The organism is Enterobacter sp. MGH 38 (genome assembly GCF_000492855.1).
In the GTDB taxonomy this organism is placed as follows: domain Bacteria; phylum Pseudomonadota; class Gammaproteobacteria; order Enterobacterales; family Enterobacteriaceae; genus Enterobacter; species Enterobacter hormaechei_C.
This window is the reverse complement of the sequence record NZ_KI535607.1, coordinates 788,087-808,732: the sequence shown is the minus strand read 5'-3', so window position 1 is coordinate 808,732 and position 20,646 is coordinate 788,087. Positions and strand designations below refer to the sequence as shown.

At 56.7% G+C, this 20,646-nt stretch carries 19 protein-coding genes; 13 read left to right on the top strand and 6 right to left on the bottom strand.

Annotated features, from left to right (window positions below):
* Positions 1–5: 5 nt before the first annotated feature.
* Entirely contained in the window at positions 6–2,144 is a 2,139-nt protein-coding gene (locus L384_RS16955) for an intracellular growth attenuator family protein (protein ID WP_023314954.1), read from the bottom strand.
* 327 nt (positions 2,145–2,471) lie between these two features.
* On the opposite strand from L384_RS16955, the gene nudE reads away from it, so the two are divergent.
* Positions 2,472–3,032, top strand: a complete 561-nt coding sequence (gene nudE, locus L384_RS16960) for an ADP compounds hydrolase NudE (protein WP_003861622.1) — start codon at positions 2,472–2,474, stop codon at positions 3,030–3,032.
* Positions 3,033–3,126: 94 nt separating this feature from the next.
* Here nudE and mrcA read toward each other — a convergent pair whose 3' ends face one another.
* Positions 3,127–5,679, bottom strand: a complete 2,553-nt coding sequence (gene mrcA / locus L384_RS16965; RefSeq protein WP_003861623.1) for a peptidoglycan glycosyltransferase/peptidoglycan DD-transpeptidase MrcA — start codon at positions 5,677–5,679, stop codon at positions 3,127–3,129.
* 120 nt (positions 5,680–5,799) lie between these two features.
* On the opposite strand from mrcA, the gene pilM reads away from it, so the two are divergent.
* The 12 genes from pilM (at position 5,800) to trpS (ending at position 15,763) form a co-directional block, all read left to right on the top strand.
* The gene (gene pilM / locus L384_RS16970) at positions 5,800–6,573 is read left to right on the top strand and encodes a type IV pilus biogenesis protein PilM (RefSeq protein ID WP_023323828.1); all 774 of its coding nucleotides are present in this window, start codon (positions 5,800–5,802) and stop codon (positions 6,571–6,573) included.
* Positions 6,573–7,064: a PilN domain-containing protein gene (locus tag L384_RS16975; protein ID WP_023314951.1), complete on the top strand. Its 492-nt coding sequence runs from the start codon at positions 6,573–6,575 to the stop codon at positions 7,062–7,064. The genes pilM and L384_RS16975 overlap by 1 nt, the downstream gene beginning before the upstream one ends.
* A 276-nt stretch (positions 7,065–7,340) precedes the next feature.
* Positions 7,341–7,520 (top strand): HofO family protein, encoded by a 180-nt coding sequence (locus tag L384_RS22750; protein ID WP_022651950.1) that lies wholly within the window; start codon positions 7,341–7,343, stop codon positions 7,518–7,520.
* Positions 7,510–7,914 carry a HofP DNA utilization family protein gene (locus tag L384_RS0120945; RefSeq protein ID WP_003861627.1) on the top strand — a complete coding sequence of 135 codons (405 nt, stop codon included), beginning with the start codon at positions 7,510–7,512 and terminating at the stop codon, positions 7,912–7,914. Before L384_RS22750 ends, L384_RS0120945 begins: the two co-directional genes overlap by 11 nt.
* Positions 7,826–9,064 (top strand): DNA uptake porin HofQ, encoded by a 1,239-nt coding sequence (gene hofQ / locus L384_RS16985; protein WP_023323827.1) that lies wholly within the window; start codon positions 7,826–7,828, stop codon positions 9,062–9,064. The genes L384_RS0120945 and hofQ overlap by 89 nt, the downstream gene beginning before the upstream one ends.
* Positions 9,065–9,350: 286 nt before the next feature.
* Entirely contained in the window at positions 9,351–9,872 is a 522-nt protein-coding gene (aroK, locus tag L384_RS16995) for a shikimate kinase AroK (protein WP_003861630.1), read from the top strand.
* Positions 9,873–9,929: 57 nt separating this feature from the next.
* The gene (gene aroB, locus L384_RS17000; RefSeq protein WP_003861631.1) at positions 9,930–11,018 is read left to right on the top strand and encodes a 3-dehydroquinate synthase; all 1,089 of its coding nucleotides are present in this window, start codon (positions 9,930–9,932) and stop codon (positions 11,016–11,018) included.
* A 92-nt stretch (positions 11,019–11,110) separates the two neighbouring features.
* Positions 11,111–12,415: a cell division protein DamX gene (gene damX, locus L384_RS17005; protein ID WP_023323826.1), complete on the top strand. Its 1,305-nt coding sequence runs from the start codon at positions 11,111–11,113 to the stop codon at positions 12,413–12,415.
* Positions 12,416–12,482: 67 nt separating this feature from the next.
* A complete protein-coding gene (gene dam / locus L384_RS17010) occupies positions 12,483–13,295 on the top strand; it encodes an adenine-specific DNA-methyltransferase (protein ID WP_023323825.1) in 813 nt (270 codons plus the stop codon).
* A 39-nt stretch (positions 13,296–13,334) separates the two neighbouring features.
* Positions 13,335–14,012: a ribulose-phosphate 3-epimerase gene (gene rpe, locus L384_RS17015; protein ID WP_003861634.1), complete on the top strand. Its 678-nt coding sequence runs from the start codon at positions 13,335–13,337 to the stop codon at positions 14,010–14,012.
* Positions 14,005–14,766, top strand: coding sequence for a phosphoglycolate phosphatase (gene gph / locus L384_RS17020; protein ID WP_023323824.1), 762 nt, complete (start codon positions 14,005–14,007; stop codon positions 14,764–14,766). Before rpe ends, gph begins: the two co-directional genes overlap by 8 nt.
* A complete protein-coding gene (trpS, locus tag L384_RS17025) occupies positions 14,759–15,763 on the top strand; it encodes a tryptophan--tRNA ligase (RefSeq protein ID WP_023298773.1) in 1,005 nt (334 codons plus the stop codon). The genes gph and trpS overlap by 8 nt, the downstream gene beginning before the upstream one ends.
* Positions 15,764–15,835: 72 nt before the next feature.
* On the opposite strand, the gene L384_RS17030 is transcribed toward trpS, so the two are convergent.
* From L384_RS17030 to nirB, 4 genes are all read right to left on the bottom strand, one after another.
* The gene (locus tag L384_RS17030; protein ID WP_008503029.1) at positions 15,836–16,006 is read right to left on the bottom strand and encodes a YhfL family protein; all 171 of its coding nucleotides are present in this window, start codon (positions 16,004–16,006) and stop codon (positions 15,836–15,838) included.
* A gap of 144 nt (positions 16,007–16,150) precedes the next feature.
* The gene (gene cysG, locus L384_RS17035; protein WP_023323823.1) at positions 16,151–17,524 is read right to left on the bottom strand and encodes a siroheme synthase CysG; all 1,374 of its coding nucleotides are present in this window, start codon (positions 17,522–17,524) and stop codon (positions 16,151–16,153) included.
* Between the two features lie 134 nt (positions 17,525–17,658).
* A complete protein-coding gene (gene nirD, locus L384_RS17040) occupies positions 17,659–17,985 on the bottom strand; it encodes a nitrite reductase small subunit NirD (protein ID WP_015571429.1) in 327 nt (108 codons plus the stop codon).
* Positions 17,982–20,525: a nitrite reductase large subunit NirB gene (gene nirB, locus L384_RS17045; protein WP_023323822.1), complete on the bottom strand. Its 2,544-nt coding sequence runs from the start codon at positions 20,523–20,525 to the stop codon at positions 17,982–17,984. The genes nirD and nirB overlap by 4 nt, the downstream gene beginning before the upstream one ends.
* Positions 20,526–20,646 lie beyond the last annotated feature (121 nt).

The following is a 20,646-nucleotide window of genomic DNA, read 5'->3' as shown; positions in this document are numbered from 1 at the left end:
GGACGTTATCCGATCAGGCTCTCAGAAGAGGAGATCAGTTTCGGGTTAAGGCAATTTTCGTAGTAGGCCTGGATTTCTGCCAGCCGCGTGCGGGAACGCTGATAGCGGCGTACGGCCTGATAACCGTTCCAGACGATGCACGCCAGCATCGCAATCAGCAGCAGGGATGTCCCTATATAGCGCCACAGGCCAGCGCTATCCGGCATACGGTGCAGGCCAATATGACGCGTGCCGTTGGCGTCGGTGAAGAGGGTGGTGACGATCCCTTCCGCGCTGAATGGCGTCTGCATCAGCATCTGCGCCAGACGCTGGAATTCGCTCCACTGCTCCTGGGCAGGATAGTCATACAGCGAAACCTGCGGATAAGGTTGATCCACCAGGTCGCTGCCTTCATCGCTGGCAATCACAAAACCGCCCGGCGCCGGGCTGTTAAGCGCCTGGGCGGCACGGGTGGTTTCACGCATCACGAAGGGGGCGGTAGAGGTCGCCACCAGATTATCCAGCGACTCGGCGCTGACCGGACGCAGAAGCACGTTCACACCGTCCAGGCGTCCCGCTTCGGCGCGTTTCACCAGCGCGTCCCAGTCTTTGCTGTTGCCGAGGTTGACCAGCGCGTTCTTCAGCCGGATACAGTCATCCTGGGCGGAACAGAGATCCTCTGTTTTCAGGACGATTTCGCCAAAGTCATCCAGCAGCACCATACCCGACTTCTGAATAGCCGAACGCAGGGCAGGGCTGACGCGAGAATCATCATCCGGTTTTGGATGGAGCTGGCGATTAATCGTCTGGGTGAGCGCAGTGGCCTTATTGACCACATCCGATTCCGGCAGCGGCAGCGGAGAGGCGTCATTCCAGATGATCTGAGAGCAGTCGAACGGCGCGAACGGCGAGTTCTGGCGCGTGTTCCAGGCACCCGGTGAGTGGATATTACACATCCCGGTGCCTTTGAGGCGCAACGTATCCCCCACGCGTACACCCGCTTCTTCGAGCTGCTGTACGCTGGTGGCTTCCACGGTTTGCGCCCCTTTAATCCATGACAGGGTAAATTTAATTGGCATATCCAGCGGCACGAAAAGCAGCAGCATGAGGAAGATTAACGCGGCGCCACCGGCAATCACCGCGCTGCGAAGCCAGTGCTGAAGCGGGAAGTTTTTCACTTCGTCGTGCAGGGATAAGTAGCGCCCCTGGCGTACAACGTGGCGGTCGAGATAGATATCAATATCCGTTTTGTGGCCCAGGTCCTGCGCAATCCACGGCTGCCAGTGGCGTGGATAGATAAGATCGATGATCCCGAGCGAGATATTGTTGATATGTTCCTGATCGTTCTCACCGAACAGTCCCCAGCGTTTTGGGGTTCCGCGCAGGCAGTGAATTTCGCGTAATGACGTTTTTGCCGGCGGGGCAAATATGCCCCACAGCCCGGCGGCCAGAAGCAGTACTGCGCCACCCGCGAGCCACGGAACAAACACGTCCGGCGTCAGCAGGCAGATGAAAAAGAGCAGGAACGAGACGACAATCAGCACCGCTTCGCGAATGCCATCCGGGCGGCTCAGGACGTACTCTTCATGCGTTTCCTGGCGGATGTTGAGCAGTTCAATCTGCTCTGTCTCTTCACCACGAATAGAGGCCTGCGTTCCGCTCGCGCGTTCCAGCGCAAAGCGTGGCGCTTCCTGAACATATTCGCTCAGAGTATGACCATTGAGGGAGATAACCAGCGGCAGCGTATCGGTATGGATGAGCTCGACGCTGTTTTCGTCGTTAATATACTGTTCCCAGAAGGGAGGCAGGTGTACTTCAACAGAGTCGAGATAGTAACGCCATTTGTTGGGATCGTCGGTTGTGATGCCATAGCGGGTAATGGAGCGCGTCACGCACAGAACGGTGTCGCTTTGGGCGTTAAGGTTGAGCGATACGGGGGCGGTGCTGGCGCCGGTAGGGCCAGGCGAAAGCCGGGATCGGTTCAGCGTGTCGAGATACTGCTCAACGGTGCTGCGTTCCTCTGGCGAAAGCTTGCGCGTGTTTGCCCCGGCGAACGCGTTTAAAAAGGGCAGCCGATAACGGCGATGTACGCGGCGCCTGAATACCCACACCGCAATCGACGCGCAGGCCAGCACAGCAGCGAGAAAAATCAAAATGGTGCTCATGCTTTCCCCATCTTACTTATCTTCTTACAGGTGTTGTCAGTCGCACCTTTTGTACAATGAATGAGATTCTGTGGTCGGCTATCGGCAAGTATGGAGTCTAACTTGAGCATGTTGACGCGCATCCCAGTGACCGGTAATGATAACAAAGCCTGTTCCGGCGCGATATCAGCAAATTCCTGGAAACATTTCAACCTCTTGACATTTGTTTTGAAATGAGAATCGCATTCAATTACGTTGCATAAATGTAAATAAAGAGCAATTGACATTGCCGAAACCGTGCGGCGTATCGCACAATAAAGCCAGTTCACCCAGCAAAGACCCGTCAAGATGACCAAACCCTTACAAAAGCCCACCATTCTGAATGTTGAAACCGTCGCGAAATCGCGTCTGTTTAATGTCGAAAGCGTGGATCTGGAGTTCAGCAACGGTGTGCGTCGTGTTTATGAGCGTATGCGCCCCTCCTCGCGTGAAGCGGTGATGATAGTGCCTATCGTCGACGAGCACCTGATCCTCATTCGTGAATACGCCGTGGGCACTGAATCCTACGAGCTGGGCTTCTCCAAAGGACTGATCGATCCGGGCGAAACGGTGTTTGAAGCGGCAAACCGGGAGCTGAAAGAAGAGGTCGGTTTTGGCGCGAAAGAGCTGACGTTCCTGAAAAAGCTGAGCATGGCGCCGTCCTATTTCTCCAGCAAAATGAACATCGTTGTCGCGGAAGATCTCTATCCTGAATCGCTGGAAGGAGACGAGCCGGAACCGCTGCCGCAGGTTCGCTGGCCGCTGGCTCATCTGATGGATTTGCTGGAAGATCCTGACTTTAACGAGGCACGCAACGTGAGCGCACTGTTCCTGGTACGAGAGTGGCTGAAGGGGCAGGGTCGTTTGTAGCGCCACCATTAAAAACGGCAACCGAAGGTTGCCGTTTTGCATTGATGTTGTAGGCCGGGTCAGGCGTAGTCGCCACCCGGCTTTTTAGTTGGCGTCAGAACAGTTCGTGCGTCTCGCCGTTATCAATGATCTCTGTACCCACCTCATGCACCGCCTGCGTGGTTGGCTGCGTACCCTCGATGAAATACTCGGCACGGCTATTACCGCCATTCGCGAGCTGTCCAGTGCTGCGGTCAATATTGATCGTGACAATGCCCGGCGGAGGCGTTAGCGGCTGCTCCGGCACGCCCTCGAGAGCGGCCTTCATGTAAGCATCCCAGGCCGGTTGCGCACTCTTAGCCCCACCCTCGTAACCGGAAATCTGATCTTTAATCGCGCCAGAAGCGGTTGTGCGCCCCAGAGTGCGGCGGTGATCGTCAAAACCAATCCAGACCGAGGTGACAACGCCCGGGCCATAACCTGAGAACCAGGCATCTTTTGAACTGTTGGTTGTCCCGGTTTTGCCGCCGATGTCGTGGCGCTGCAAATCGCGGCCCGCTCGCCAGCCGGTGCCTTGCCAGCCCGGTTCGCCAAAGATGTTGGTGTTCAGTGCGCTCTTAATCAGGAACGACAGCGGCGTGCTGATCACGTGCGGGGCGTACTCCTGCGCGCCACTCTGGGCGACCAGCGCCTGATTGGCCTGTTCCAGCTGAGGCTGCGGCACCGCCAGATTCTGACGTTCCTGAGAGATCGCCACATCTTCCATATCCTTGTTTTCCAGGACATTGGATTTTGGCGTGTCGCCGTAAATCACCGGAATATCGCATTCAGGGCAGGCAATTTTCGGTTTCGCTTCAAACAGTACGCCGCCCTGATCGTTCTCGATTTTGCTGATGAAATACGGATCGACCAGGAATCCCCCGTTCGCCATCACCGAGTAGCCACGAGCGACCTGGAGCGGCGTAAAGGACGCGGAGCCGAGCGCCAGAGATTCGGTATGAACAATGTTTTGCGCCGGGAAGCCGAAGCGTTGCAGATACTCTGCCGCATAATCAACGCCCATCGCACGCATCGCGCGAACCATGACCACGTTCTTCGACTGGCCAAGGCCCTGACGCAGACGGATAGGGCCAGCGTATTGCGCCGGAGAGTTCTTCGGCTGCCAGTCAGAGCCCGCACCGGCATCCCAGCGGGAAATTGGCACGTCGTTGAGAATGCTGGCGAGCGTCAGCCCCTTATCCATCGCCGCGGTATACAGGAACGGTTTGATGTTCGAACCAACCTGACGCAGTGCCTGGGTCGCGCGGTTAAATTTGCTCTGGTTGAAATCGAACCCGCCAACCAGCGCCATCACGGCACCGTTCTGCGGATTGATGGAGACCAGCGCAGAGTTGACGTCCGGCACCTGCGCCAGCCACCAGGCATCACCGACCTGACGGACCCAGATTTGTTGTCCGGTTTGTACCACATCGGTCACTTTACGTGGCGTCGGGCCCTGAAGAGTGTCAGAGCGGTACGGACGCGCCCAGCGGACACCCTCCATGCGCAGCGAAACGGATGTGCCATCGGCCATCATCGCCACCGCTTCCTGTGGATCGGCCTGGGTGACGACAGCCGGACGCAGCGGGCCATAGGTCGGCAGCGCTTTCAGGGAATCAGTGATTTTTTTACTGTCCCATGCGCCTTCCCCCACTTTCCACAGCACGTTGGACGGGCCGCGATAGCCGTGACGCATATCGTAATCCATCACGTTATTACGCACCGCCTGCTGGGCAGCCTGCTGCACTTTGCGGGTCACGGTGGTATAGACGCGATAACCATCTTCATACGCTTTATCACCGTAGCGACTCACCATCTCCTGGCGAACCATTTCAGTGAGATACGGTGCAGAGAAGGCGATTTCCGGCGCATGGTAATTGGCGTCAATAACGTCGCTGCGCGCCTTATCGTACTCAGACTGACTGATGTAGCCTTCGCTCAACATACGCGACAGCACCACGTTACGGCGCGCGGTGGCGCGGTCCAGCGAGTAGAGCGGGTTAAAGGTGGATGGCGCTTTTGGCAGGCCGGCAATGGTCGCCATTTCGCTCAGCGTGAGCTGATCGATCGGCTTACCAAAATAGACCTGAGCCGCAGCCCCTACGCCATAGGCGCGGTAGCCCAGATAGATCTTGTTGAGGTAAAGCTCAAGGATCTCGTCTTTGCTCAGCAGTTGCTCAATGCGGATCGCGAGGAACACCTCTTTGATCTTACGCATCAGCGTCTTTTCCGGGCTGAGGAAGAAGTTACGCGCCAGCTGCTGGGTAATGGTACTTGCCCCCTGAGAGGCATGACCGGAGAACAGCGCCACGCTTGCCGCACGGAAAATACCGACCGGATCGACACCGTGGTGCTCGTAAAAACGGCTGTCCTCGGTGGCGATAAAAGCCTTCACCATCACGGGTGGGATTTGATTTAAGGTCAAAGGGATACGACGTTTCTCGCCGTATTGCGCCATCAGTTCACCATCGGCGCTATAGACCTGCATAGGGATCTGAAGCCGCACATCACGAAGCGTGGCGACATCAGGGAGTTGCGGCTCGACATATTTGTACAAACCAATAATCGAGCCTGCTCCCAGCAGAATGCAACAGACTGCAAGGATCAATAAATACTTTACGAACTTCACCGGAGATTTCCCATTTGGTTTAGCCTGGGCAGTTTCTAAACAATCGCGCGGTAGTATAAAGGCAAGCCTGATTCATTGATATAGCCGTCACTCCGACGGGCGATAAGGAGATCGTGAAGCATGGCTTTTAAAACGTGGCAAACAGGTGTTCATATTCAACAGGATAAGGTGGTTGCGGTAGCGCTGACCAGAGAGCGGGCCGGATGGCGTTTACGGCGCTGGTGGGCGGTGCCGCTGTCGGACGGCGTTATCGGGGAAGGCAAAATACTTAAGCCAGAAGAACTGGTTAACGCATTACGTGGCTGGCGGAAAACATTGCCGCACTCGCATCGGGTATTCCTCTCATTTCCGGCAACGCGCGTTCTGCAACGCGCGTTGCCCCGTCCATCCGTTACCTTGCGTGACAGCGAACAGCTCACCTGGGTAGGCGCCGCATTAGCGCGTGAGCTGGAGATGCCCGCCGATACGCTCTGCTTTGACTACGCGCAGGATACGTTCAGCAACACTTTTCAGGTTACCGCAGCGCAAAACAGAGAGGTCGATACCCTGTTGACGCTGGCGAACGCGCTGCGTTTGCGTCTGGCAGCAATCGCCCCGGATGCCGGTGCGCTGGCTAATCTTCTCTCTGCTGTTGCCCCCGCCCGGTGCGTCGCCTGGAGAGATCAGCACCAGTGGCTATGGGCGATGCGTCACCAGTGGGGGCGGCGCTACACCACAGAAGCGGCGACGGTGAATGAACTGGCGGCGCTGCTTGCGCTTTCTTCTTCTGATATCGCCGTGTTTGATGCTGCCCGCGATCCCTGGGAAGCGGTGACGCTGTGCCAGCCGCCGCTGCCGGAATGCGGTGCTGATTACACCGTCTCCCTGGCGCTGGCCATGAGCGAGGCGCCGTAATGAGCATGCCCAATCTTTTACCCTGGCGTCGGCAGCAACGTAATCAGCGCCTGCGTTTCTGGGGGCTGCTGTTTGCCGCCTCATTGCTGGTGATGCTGGCGGGTGGTTTCAGTCTGCGGGCGACGCAGTCTCTCGCGTTACAGGCGTTGCAGAGCGAACTGGCGGGGACTCGGGCGGTGCAGAAAGTATTGAGAGCCCGTCAGCCGCAGTCAGCGGGGCTGAAAACCCCTTCGCCGCCGTCTGATCCGGCCTGGCAACCCGCGCTGGAATCGCTTGCCAGCGCAATGCCCCGGCAGGCGTGGCTGACGGCGCTGCGTTATCAGCCACCCTCGCTGACCCTGACCGGCTATACCACTTCACTGCCAGCGCTCGCAGCCATGACCGATGCGCTGAAAAGGGTGACGGGATTTAACCCCGGACCGGCAGGCGAACTGCAACAGGATAGCCTGGGGCGATGGATGTTCTCTTTTAAACTGCATAGCCGGAGGTAGCCGGTGGGTATCTGGTATCAACGCTGGGCTGATGCACGTCCTTCCCGGCGCGTCCTTTGCTGGTTGATCGCGTCGGGGCTTGTTGCGTGGGCAATTTGGGGACTGCTGCTCAGGCCCGCTGCTCTGCGTTACGCCGATGTTCAGGCGCAGGCCATCAGTGCGAAGCGAATCAACGCCTCGCTGTGGCCAGAGGCCGGACGGCAAGCAGTGTTTACGCAAGTGACGCCCTCGCGGCCCTTTTCTCCCCTGGCATTTCAGCGTGAGGACGCAAGGCTGGTGTACTGGAAGCCGCAGCAGAGTGGGGGAGAGCTGGCGCTGGATGCCTCATGGGGCGCGGTTCCGGCGCTCTTTTCCCGGCTGGCGCTTGAGAACGTGCGGGTGAGTGCGTTTTCCATCATCCCACAGGGCAAACAGTTACGCCTCAGCCTGCAACTGGAGATCGGTCATGCGCAGTAAAGCCCGTTTAGTCATCCTGCTTTCTCCGCTTTTCCTGACCGGGATGCGGGATCCCTTCTCTGTGCCGGAAGAGCGTTGCGCAGCCGGGCAGCTCAGCCAGTGGCGGTATCAGGGGATAGTCAGCGGCAGCAGGGATATCGGCCTTATGCAGGACGGGCAGAAACGCTGGCACCGGGTAAAAACGCAGATGCGGTTACCGACAGGCTGGCGGGTGAGCGCGATAGATAGACAACAACTGACCGTTGATGTCGGCGATATGTGCGAGCCGAAGCGATGGACATGGCAACGAGAAGGAACGAAAAAAAGTGAAGATAAGGATAGGGCTGTTACTGGCGGTACTCAGCCAGCCCCTGTGGGCCGCGACGCCAAAACCGGTCACCCTGCTGGTGGATGATGTCCCGGTGGTGCAAATATTACAGGCGCTGGTAGCGCAGGAGGAGCGCAATCTGGTGGTGTCGCCGGATGTCAGCGGTTCGCTTTCGCTGAATTTAACGCGGGTGCCCTGGAGGCAGGCGCTTCAGACGGTAGTGAACAGCGCCGGGCTGGTATTGCGGGAAGAGGGCGGCATTTTTTATGTGCATACGGCGGCCTGGCAACGGGAGCAACAGACGCGTAAAGAGCAGGAGCGGGCCCAGCGTCTGCTCGACGCCCCGCTGCACTCTCACAGCATTCCGTTTGCTTATGCGGATGCGGCCGAATTGCAAAAAGCGGCGGAAAAGCTCTTAAGCCCGAAAGGCAGTCTCTCCGTCGACAAGCGCACCAACCGTTTCCTGGTCAGGGATAACCAGACGGTGGTGGATATGCTCCAGCGCTGGGCTGTGCAGATGGATCTGCCCGTCGAGCAGGTGGAACTGGCGGCGCAGATTGTGACCATCAGTGAAAAAAGCCTGCGTGAACTGGGGGTGAAATGGAACCTCGCTGACGCAACGGAGGCCAGTAAAGTGGGTCAGGTCACGACGCTGGGTGCGGACCTGTCGGTGGCCAGTGCGACCACCCACGCAGGGTTTAACATCGGGCGCATCAACGGCAGGATGCTGGATCTTGAGTTGTCGGCGCTTGAGCAAAAGCAGCAGGTGGATATCATCGCCAGCCCGCGGCTGCTGGCATCGCACATGCAGCCGGCCAGCATCAAGCAGGGCAGCGAAATTCCGTATCAGGTTTCCAGCGGCGAGAGCGGGGCGACATCCGTTGAATTTAAAGAAGCGGTATTAGGCATGGAGGTCACGCCGGTGGTTCTGCCGGGTGGTCGTGTGCGCCTGAAATTGCATATCAGTGAAAATATGCCCGGCCAGGTGCTGCAACAGGCAGACGGCGAAACGCTGGCGATCGATAAGCAGGAGATCGAAACGCAGGTTGAGGTAAAAAGTGGGGAAACGCTCGCGCTGGGCGGGATCTTTTCGCAAAAGAATAAAACCGGACGCGACAGCGTGCCCGTGCTGGGCAACATTCCGTGGCTGGGTCAGCTGTTCCGCCATGACGGAAAAGATAACGAACGGCGCGAGTTAGTGGTGTTTATCACGCCACGTCTGGTCAGTATTCAGTAATGGGTAACGATCCCCGCAATGATTTTGCATTCAGTTTGTTGCAGATGTTTGACGTGGGGCATGAATTAGCATACAAGGAGTACCGATTTGAGTTGGACTTACGTCTTATTTCCTTATGCGCCGGGAACGGTGATTTAATCAGTTGCCAAACAAGCCGGAGTATTGAGATAATTTTTCGTCTGACTCTCGCTCTATTGCAAATGAGGTTTCAGTTCATGTCCTGCTACGCCGGGTGTCTGCGCAGCGGGGATTACCATTAACGAATAGTCTTAGTAGTACCGAAAAAATGGCAGAGAAACGCAATATCTTTCTGGTTGGGCCTATGGGTGCCGGCAAAAGCACTATTGGGCGTCAGTTAGCTCAACAACTCAATATGGAATTTTACGATTCTGATCAAGAGATTGAGAAACGAACCGGAGCGGATGTGGGCTGGGTCTTCGACGTAGAAGGCGAAGAAGGTTTCCGTGACCGAGAAGAAAAAGTGATCAACGAACTCACGGAAAAACAGGGCATTGTGCTGGCAACTGGCGGCGGCTCTGTAAAATCTCGCGAAACCCGCAACCGTCTCTCCGCCCGTGGCGTAGTGGTCTATCTTGAGACGACCATCGAAAAACAGCTGGCACGCACGCAGCGTGATAAAAAGCGCCCGTTGTTGCAGGTTGAAACACCGCCACGTGAAGTTCTGGAAGCTTTGGCCGATGAACGCAATCCTCTGTACGAAGAGATTGCTGATGTGACCATTCGTACTGACGATCAAAGCGCTAAAGTGGTTGCAAACCAGATTATTCATATGCTGGAAAGCAACTGATTCTGGCTATATATACACTCGCCTGCGGGTAAAAGCATTTAAGGTGGATGTCGCGTCATGGAGAGGATTACAGTTACTCTCGGGGAACGTAGTTACCCTATCACCATCGCGGCTGGTTTGTTTAACGACCCAGCTTCCTTCTTACCACTGAAAGCGGGTGATCAGGCGATGCTGGTCACCAACGAGACGCTGGCTCCGCTTTATCTCGACCGTGTACGTCACCTGCTTGAGCAGGCGGGCGTGAAGGTCGACAGTGTGATTCTGCCCGATGGCGAGCAGTACAAAAGCCTGACGGTACTGGATACCGTCTTTACCGCACTTCTGCAAAAACCGCACGGTCGTGATACAACACTGCTTGCCCTGGGCGGCGGCGTTGTGGGCGATCTGACCGGTTTTGCAGCCGCCAGCTACCAGCGCGGCGTGCGCTTTATTCAAATTCCAACCACGTTGCTCTCACAGGTCGATTCTTCTGTGGGCGGTAAAACGGCGGTTAACCATCCGCTCGGCAAAAACATGATTGGCGCGTTCTACCAGCCCGCCTCGGTGGTGGTGGATCTCGACTGTCTGAAAACCTTGCCAGCGCGCGAACTGGCGTCCGGCCTTGCAGAAGTGATCAAATACGGCATTATTCTTGACGGGGAGTTCTTCACCTGGCTGGAAGAGAATATGGATGCGCTGCTGCGCCTCGACGGGCAGGCAATGGCCTACTGTATTCGCCGTTGTTGTGAGCTGAAAGCAGAAGTCGTTGCCGCAGATGAGCGTGAAACCGGCTTACGTGCTTTACTGAATCTGGGGCATACGTTTGGTCATGCGATCGAAGCCGAAATGGGCTACGGTAACTGGCTTCACGGTGAAGCTGTCGCTGCCGGAATGGTTATGGCGGCGCGGGCCTCTGAACGTCTGGGGCAGTTCAGGCCGGAAGAGACAGCACGTATCATCGCGTTGCTTAAACGTGCTGGCTTGCCGGTAAGTGGTCCGCAGGAAATGTCTGCGCAGGCGTACCTTCCCCACATGATGCGCGATAAAAAAGTATTGGCAGGTGAGATGCGTCTGGTACTCCCGCTTGCAATAGGGAAAAGTGAAGTGCGCGGCGGAGTGCCGCACGAAGTCGTACTTGGCGCTATTGCTGATTGTCAGCAAGCGTAACAACTAGAAAGGTCAGACCGCTGTAACAGGTGGTCGTTTTAGCTTCAGGTTAATGCAGAGTCGTTGGCAGAAGCCTTTGAGTGGGGTGTTAAATGGATGAATTCAAACCAGAAGACGAGCTGAAACCCGATCCCAGCGATCGTCGTACTGGTCGTTCTCGTCAATCTTCAGAACGTGATAACGAGCCGCAGATCAACTTTGACGATGTCGATCTGGATGCAGACGATCGTCGCCCTTCGCGTAGCCGCAACGCGCGCAATGAGCGTGAAGACGAGGAGTTTGAATCCGAAGAAGAGTTAATGGATGAACAGCCTGTTGAACGTCGACCGCGCAAGCGTAAAAAAGCGGTAGCGGCAAAACCGGCCTCCCGTCAGTACATCATGATGGGCCTTGGCGTTCTGGTGCTGGTATTGCTTATTGTCGGCATTGGTTCCGCGCTAAAAGCCCCTTCTACCCATTCTACCGAGCAGACCGCGTCTGCCGAGAAGAGCATCGACCTGTCTGGTAACGATGCGAGCAACCAGGCGAATGGCGCTCAGCCTGCGCCGGGCACCACTTCCGCAGAGCAGACCGCAGGCAATACCAGCGCCGGTCAGGATATTTCTCTGCCGCCTGTCTCTTCTACCCCGACTCAGGGCCAGGCGCCAGCTACGCCTGAAGGCCAGCAGCGTGTTGAGGTTCAGGGCGATCTGAACAACGCGCTGATGCAGCCGCAGAATCAGGAACAGGTTAACGCTGCCGTGGTGAACTCCACGCTGCCAACTGAACCAGCCACCGTTGCGCCAGTTCATGGCAGCAATGCCCAGCAGCAGACGGCGGCAACGGAAACCAAACCGCGCCAGACGCAGACTGCACCACGCCAGGAGCGTAAGCAGGCTGTGATTGAGCCGAAGCGTGAGACGAAACCACAGACCGTGGCAAAAGCGCCAGAAACGAAAGCGCCAGCGCAGACAAAACCTGCGGTGAGCCAGCCGGTTAAAGCGCCAACGCCTGCGGCAACCGCTGCACCGAAAGCAACGGCGACCACAACCGCACCTGCTGCAACAACACCTGCTGCAACAACACCTGCGGCTCCCGCAGCCAAAACGGGCGCTTCGCCAGGTAAAACGACGGGCAACGTGGGTTCTTTGCAGTCGGCCTCTTCCAGCAACTACACCCTTCAGCTGAGCAGTTCGTCTAACTATGACAACCTCAACGCCTGGGCGAAGAAATCGAATCTGAAAAACTACGTGGTTTATCAGACGACCCGTAACGGTCAACCGTGGTATGTGCTGGTGAGTGGTATTTATGCTTCCAAAGATGAAGCAAAACGTGCCGTTTCCACGCTGCCAGCCGACGTGCAGGCGAAAAACCCGTGGGCGAAGCCGATTCATCAGGTGCAGGCCGATCTGAAGTAATGTTTAAAGCGCAGGATGCTGTCGGAGCTTTCTCCACAGCCGGAGAAGGTGTAATCAGTTAGTCAGCATGAAAAAAAATCGCGCTTTTCTGAAATGGGCAGGGGGGAAATACCCCCTGCTCGACGATATTAAAAAGCACCTGCCGAAAGGCGAGTGTCTTATCGAGCCCTTCGTGGGTGCTGGATCGGTGTTCCTGAATACCGATTTTTCTCGTTATATCCTGGCGGATATCAACAGCGACCTTATTAGCCTCTATAACATCGTCAAACTGCGTACCGATGAGTATGTGGAAGAGGCACGGAAGCTGTTTACGCCAGAGAACAACAACCCGGACGTCTACTATCAGTTCCGCGCTGAGTTTAATCAAAGCCAGGATCCGTTCCGTCGCGCGCTGTTGTTTCTTTATCTCAACCGCCATGGCTACAACGGTCTGTGCCGGTATAATCTGCGTGGCGAGTTTAACGTGCCGTTTGGCCGCTATAAGCGTCCCTATTTCCCGCAGGACGAGCTGTATCACTTTGCTGAAAAAGCGCAGAATGCCGAGTTCTACTGTCTCTCATATGAAAAGTGCATGGAACTGGCGGGCGTAAACTCGGTGGTCTACTGCGACCCGCCTTACGCGCCGCTGTCTGCCACGGCAAATTTCACCGCCTACCACACCAATAGCTTCAGCCCGGCCGAGCAGGCTCGTCTGGCTGAGATGGCGGAAAAGCTGGTCAGCAAAAGAATTCCGGTGTTAATTTCGAATCACGACACGCCTGATACGCGCGAATGGTACAAAGCCGCGAAGCATTTTCAGGTAAAAGTGCGGCGTAGCATTAGCAGCAACGGCGGCACACGTAAAAAGGTGGACGAACTTCTGGCGCTTTATCGACCCTGAGCCTTTGCCCGCCGGTAAACACATTTCAAGGAGATGCGGATGAAACAGTTTTTGATTGCCCCCTCAATTCTGTCGGCCGATTTTGCCCGCCTGGGTGAAGACACTGCCAAAGCTCTCGCGGCTGGCGCGGATGTCGTCCATTTCGACGTTATGGATAACCACTACGTTCCCAACCTGACCATCGGTCCGATGGTGCTTAAAGCGCTGCGTAACTACGGGATCACCGCGCCCATTGACGTGCATCTGATGGTGAAACCGGTTGACCGCATCGTACCCGATTTCGCCGCGGCGGGTGCCAGCATCATCACTTTCCACCCGGAAGCCTCCGAACACGTTGACCGCACGCTACAGCTGATCAAAGAGAATGGCTGTAAGGCGGGGCTGGTCTTTAACCCGGCGACCCCGCTGAGCTATCTCGACTACGTGATGGACAAGCTGGACGTGATCCTGCTGATGTCCGTCAACCCGGGCTTTGGTGGTCAGTCATTTATCCCTCAGACCCTCGACAAACTGCGTGAAGTGCGCCGCCGTATCGATGAGTCTGGCTATGATATTCGTCTGGAAGTGGACGGCGGCGTGAAGGTCAATAACATCGGTGAGATTGCGGCGGCAGGGGCGGATATGTTCGTCGCAGGCTCCGCCATCTTCGATCAACCGGATTACAAAAAAGTCATTGATGAAATGCGCCGTGAACTGGCGAAGGTAAGTCATGGATAAATTGCAGGCTATTCGGGGTGTAGCATTTGACCTCGACGGCACGCTGGTCGACAGCGCGCCAGGATTAACCAGCGCCGTCGATCAGGCGCTGTATGCCCTTGAACTCCCCGTTGCAGGCGAAGAGCGCGTCGTGACGTGGATTGGTAACGGTGCAGACGTGCTGATGGAGCGCGCGCTGACCTGGGCTCGTCAGGAGCGTGCCTCTCAGCGTTCCGCGCAAGGTAAACCGAGTGTTGACCACGCGGATATTCCCCAGGATGAGCAGCAGCGTATTCTGCGCAAACTGTTCGACCGTTTCTACGAAGAGACCGTCGAAGAGGGCAGCTTCCTGTTCCCGGATGTCGCTGAAACGCTGAGCGCGCTACATGCTAAAGGCATCCCGCTGGGGCTGGTGACTAACAAGCCGACACCGTTCGTTGCGCCTCTGCTGGAAGCGCTGGATATCGCGAAATACTTCTCCGTAATTGTGGGCGGCGATGACGTACAGAATAAAAAGCCGCATCCGGAACCGCTATTGCTGGTGGCAGGAAAATTATCCTTAGCACCTGCGGAGCTGCTCTTTGTCGGGGATTCCCGCAATGATATTCTGGCTGCCAGAGCGGCAGGTTGCCCGTCGGTTGGCTTGACCTACGGCTACAACTACGGTGAAGCCATTACGCTGAGTGAGCCGGACGTTGTGTTCGACCACTTCAAAGATTTGTTGCCCGCACTCGGGCTCTCGCACAGTGAACATCAGGAATTGAATAATGACTAAGCCCATCGTTTTTAGTGGCGCACAGCCTTCAGGTGAACTGACCATTGGTAACTACATGGGTGCGTTACGTCAGTGGGTGAGCATGCAGGATGACTACCACTGCATATACTGCATCGTGGATTTGCATGCTATCACCGCGCGTCAGGATCCCGAGAAGCTGCGCAAGGCGACGCTCGATACGCTGGCGCTGTACCTGGCGTGCGGTATCGATCCAGAGAAGAGCACCATTTTCGTTCAGTCTCACGTACCAGAGCACGCGCAGCTGGGCTGGGCGCTGAACTGCTACACCTATTTCGGCGAGCTGAGCCGCATGACCCAGTTCAAGGATAAGTCTGCGCGCTACTCTGAGAACATCAACGCCGGTCTGTTTGACTATCCGGTGCTGATGGCGGCCGACATTCTGCTGTACCAGACCAACCAGGTGCCGGTGGGTGAAGACCAGAAGCAGCACCTGGAGCTGAGCCGCGATATTGCCCAGCGCTTCAATGCGCTTTACGGCGACGTGTTCAAAGTGCCTGAGCCGTTTATTCCGAAATCCGGCGCGCGCGTGATGTCCCTGCTGGAGCCGACCAAAAAGATGTCCAAGTCTGACGATAACCGCAACAACGTTATCGGCCTGCTGGAAGATCCGAAATCGGTGGTGAAAAAGCTCAAGCGTGCGGTGACCGACTCCGATGAGCCGCCAGTGGTGCGCTACGACGTGCAGAACAAAGCGGGCGTATCCAACCTGCTGGACATTCTCTCCGGTGTGACCGGACAGAGCATCCCTGAGCTGGAAAAACACTTTGAAGGCAAGATGTACGGCCACCTGAAAGGCGAAGTGGCAGACGCCGTTTCCGGCATGCTGACCGAGTTGCAGGAGCGCTATCACCGTTACCGTAACGACGAAGCGTTCCTGCAAAAAGTGATGAAAGAGGGCGCAGAAAAAGCCAGCGCGCGCGCCTCCGAAACCCTGAAAGCGGTGTACGAGGCGATTGGGTTTGTGGCGAAACCTTAAGCCGCCACCCGACAAATACGGACTCAATAAAAAAACCGGGACATCCCCGGTTTTTTTACGCCTGAAAAACGCTTACTGCTGTGCCGCCGGGCCGCAACCGCCGATGATCTTCGAAATGGAGATCGCCGGATGCAGCAGGTAATCGTAGCTGCAATTATTTTTAGTATTTTGAACGTGACCGGTGCAGGCCGTCAGAGTTGATAACAGGCCGACCAGAACGGCAGCTTTTGCCAGTTTGAACATACGCATTCCTTGTCTAAAAATCTAAAATTGGATGTAACACGAGGGAATAAATGGAAAAGTTCCATTACGCGGGCGGTATGTTATCGATTGAGGTAAGAAGGGAGTAGTCCGCTTCAAGACTACTCCCGGGAGAGAGATTGTGCGTTAGTGGCTGGAGAACCAGTTCAGTTTTTCACGCAGTGCTACCACGCGGCCCACCACGATCAGCGCCGGGCTTTCAACCTGCTGCGCCAGCTCACCCAGCTGCGTCAGCACGCCATCGACCACGCGCTGCGTAATGGCGGTGCCGTTTTCCACCAGTGCGACCGGCATATCTGCTTCCATGCCGTGCTCCAGCAGTTTCGCCTGAATCGTGGCTGCCTGATTTAGCCCCATGTAGAAGACCAGCGTCTGCTTTTCAGCGGCCAGATTATGCCAGTCCAGCTCGCTGCCGGTTTTCAGGTGGCCCGTCACCAGGCGCACGCTCTGGGCATAGTCGCGATGGGTTAACGGAATGCCGGAATAGGCAGAACAGCCGGATGCCGCCGTAATACCCGGCACCACGGAGAATGGAATGCCCGCGTTGCAGAGAGTTTCCAGCTCCTCGCCGCCGCGACCAAAGATAAAGGGATCGCCCCCTTTCAGACGCACCACACGCTTACCTTTCTGCGCTTCCCGCAGCAGGATCTGGTTGATCTCCTCCTGCGGTACGCAGTGATAACCTGCCCGTTTGCCGACGAACACGCGGTCAGCATCGCGGCGCACCAGATTCATGATGTCATCAGAGACCAGACGGTCATACACCACGATGTCCGCCTGCTGGATCTGCTGGAGACCCTTCAGCGTCAGCAAGCCCGCATCGCCGGGACCTGCGCCCACCAGTACCACTTCACCGCGATGGTCCAGCGGCTCGCTCAGGAGCTGTTCGGTCGTCTCTTCAACGGCTTTGGTGTCCTGATTGGCCAGCGACTGCGCCAGCCTGTCATTGACAAAGAACTTCTCCCAGAAGCGACGGCGTTCGCCCACGGTTGCGAAGGTTTGCTTCACGCGGGAACGCAGCTGCCCGGCGTATTGGGCAATCTGGCCAAGATGCTGCGGCAGCACGGCTTCCAGTTTTTCCCGCAGCAGACGGGCAAGAACGGGCGAGCGGCCACCGGACGACACCGCAATCATCAGCGGTGAACGGTCGATAATCGACGGCATGATAAAGCTCGCCTCTTTCGGCGCATCCACAACGTTACAGAAGATGCGGCGCGCTTCGCAGGCGTCGCTGACGCGCTGGTTAACGTCATCGTTATCCGTTGCGGCGATGGTCAGCCAGCAGGTATCCAGCAGGGATTCATCAAATTCGCCCTGCACCTGGGTGAGCATCCCTTCCTGCGCCCAGACGTCAAACTGTGGGGCGAAGGTGAGGGCGTTAACGGTCAGTCGGGCGCCCGCCTCTAACAGCAGGCGCGCCTTGCGTTCAGCCACATCGCCGCCGCCCACGAGCAGGCAGTCGCGGTTGCGTAATTGACAAAAAATCGGCAGGTGATCCACGACGTTACCTCACAGCATTCATGGCGGGGGAAGAATTGACGTCAGGATAACAGCAGGAATCGTACAGAACATACGGTTTTTCCTGCCGTTACCCATAAGGGGTCATAAGCCTTTCCTATTGAAAAGGCGAGAGGTTACGCTTTCAGCTGCACCTCGCCGTCCTTCACGCGGACGTCGTAGTGTTTGACCGAGAAGCTTTCATCTTCCATGCAGAGTCCGTCGGTTAAGCGGAAGCGCTGCTTTTTCAGCGGGCTGGCAACCCACAGCTCGCCCTGGTGCTCCGCAATCAGACCGCGGGAGAGCACGCTGGCCTCGAAGAACGGGTCGATATTGCTGATGGCATAGACCTGTTCATCGTGGCGAGGACGGAAAATCGCCACCTGCTCGTTGCCCAGCAGGGCACAGACGCCGGTTGCTGGCAGAATGTCGTTAATATTGCAGATGTTTACCCACTGGCTCATGCGTTTTCCTCCACCAGCATCACCGGAATACGTTCATACGGGGTCGCTGGACGATGCTGTTCACGCTCCGGCACCACCTGCACGTTCGGGTCGCGCTGGGTGCTGTTGATAAAGTGTTTGAAGCGCGTCTGCGCCGCTGGCGTGTTCACGGTTTCGGTCCACTCGCAGATCACCGCCTCGCGCAGTCGAGTCATCTCGGATTCCAGCTGTTCATTCAGGCCCAGCTTGTCGTCGATAATGACCGACTTCAGGTAGTCGATGCCGCCTTCGAGATTATCCAGCCAGGACGCGGTACGGGTCAGCTTATCGGCGGTACGAATGTAGAACATCATGAAGCGGTCGAGGTATTTGATCAGCGTATCGCGATCGAGATCGGCGGCCAGCAGATCCGCGTGGCGAGGTTTCATCCCGCCGTTACCGCACACGTACAGGTTCCAGCCTTTCTCCGTGGCAATGATACCCACGTCTTTACCCTGCGCTTCTGCACATTCACGTGTACACCCTGAGACGCCGAACTTCATTTTGTGCGGCGTACGGATGCCTTTGTAGCGGTTTTCCAGCTCTACGCCGAAGCCCACGCTGTCGCCCACGCCGTAGCGGCACCAGGTGCTGCCCACGCAGGTTTTCGCCATGCGCAGCGCCTTGGCGTACGCGTGACCGGTTTCGAAGCCCGCTTCAATCAGCTGACGCCAGATTTCCGGCAGGTCATCTTTCTGCGCGCCGAACAGGCCGATACGCTGGGAACCGGTGATTTTGGTGTACAGGTTAAACTCACGGGCGATACGACCCACGGCGACCAGCCCTTCCGGGGTGATTTCCCCTCCGGCAGAACGCGGGATCACCGAGTAAGTCCCGTCTTTCTGAATATTGGCCAGGAAGTTATCGTTGGTGTCCTGAAGCGGAGTGTGTTCTGGTTTGAGCACATATTCGTTCCAGCAGGACGCCAGCAGCGAACCGACGGTAGGCTTACATATCTCACAGCCATAGCCTTGGCCGTGTTTCTCCAGCAGTTCGTCAAAGGACTTAATGCCCTCCACGCGGATCAGGTGGTACAGCTCCTGGCGAGAGTAAGCGAAGTGCTCGCACAGGTTGTTGTTCACTTCAATGCCCTGTTTTGCCAGCTCGGCGTTCAGCACCTGGGTGACCAGCGGGATACAGCCGCCGCAGCCGGTCCCGGCTTTGGTTTCCGCCTTCAGCGCCGCAACGGTGTGGCAGCCTTTGTTAATGGCGGAGATCAGCATGCCTTTGGTGACGTCGAAGCAGGAACAGATTTGCGCGCTGTCCGGCAGTTTATCCACGCCAATGGACGGCTTACCGCTGGAGGCGTGCGCCGGGAGGATCAGCGCGTCCGGGTTTTCCGGCAGCTCAATGGCGTTCAGCACCAGCTGGAGCAGGTTGCCGAAGTCGCTGGTGTCGCCCACCAGCACCGCCCCGAGCAGGGTTTTGTTGTCCTGGCTGACGATAAGACGTTTGTAGACTTCTTTGCTTTCGTCCAGATAAACATAGCTGCGGGAGTTCGGGGTGCGACCATGCGCATCGCCAATACCGCCCACGTCCACGCCCAGCAGCTTCAGCTTGGCGCTCATGTCTGCGCCGGTGAAGGCGTTTTCGCTGCCGAGGATATGGTCAACGGCGACCTGCGCCATTTTGTACCCAGGCGCGACCAGGCCGAATACGCGGTTGTTCCAGCTGGCGCATTCGCCGATGGCGTAAATATCCGGGTCGGAGGTCTGGCAGGTGTCGTTAATCATGATCCCACCGCGCTGCGCGACGGCCAGACCGCATTGCGTTGCCAGCTTGTCGCGCGGGCGGATACCGGTGGAGAAGACGATGAAGTCCACTTCCAGCTCGCTGCCGTCGGCAAAGCGCATGGTTTTGCGTGCTTCAGTCCCTTCCTGAACGATCTCTTTGGTGTTTTTGCTGGTGTGAACTTTCACGCCCATGCTTTCGATCTTACGGCGCAGCTGATCGCCACCCATGTGGTCGAGCTGTTCGGCCATCAGCATCGGGGCAAATTCGATAACGTGGGTTTCAACGCCGAGGTTTTTCAGCGCGCCTGCCGCTTCCAGACCCAGCAGACCACCGCCGACAACCGCGCCGCGTTTGCTTCGACGTGCGCAGGATTCGATGGCGTTGAGGTCTTCAATGGTACGGTAAACGAAACAATCTTGGGTTTCCGACCCTTTAATAGGCGGGATCCACGGATACGAGCCCGTCGCCATGATCAGCTTATCGTAAAAAACCGTACGTCCGGCGCTGGAGTGGATTACTTTCTCCTGACGGTTGATGGTGATAGCGCGTTCGCCCACCAGCACTTTTACGCCATGCTTCTCGTAGAACCCTTCACGCACCAGAGAGAGCTCTTCGGCGGTATGGTGAGAGAAGTAAGAAGACAAGTGCACACGGTCGTACGCCTTGCGGGGTTCTTCACAGAACACGGTAATATCGAACTGCTCAGCATCGGCTTTATCGAGAAGATCCTCAATAAAGCGGTGGCCGACCATGCCGTTACCGATGATAGCGAGTCTGACTTTGCTCATTTTTGCCTCGATTTCTTTTCTATTACTGCCTACCTTAACGATTCAGCAGGGGCACTTATTGATGCAAATCAAATACGCCTTCACCTACCCCTTAGGGGGTATATCTATGATTTGTCAGGAT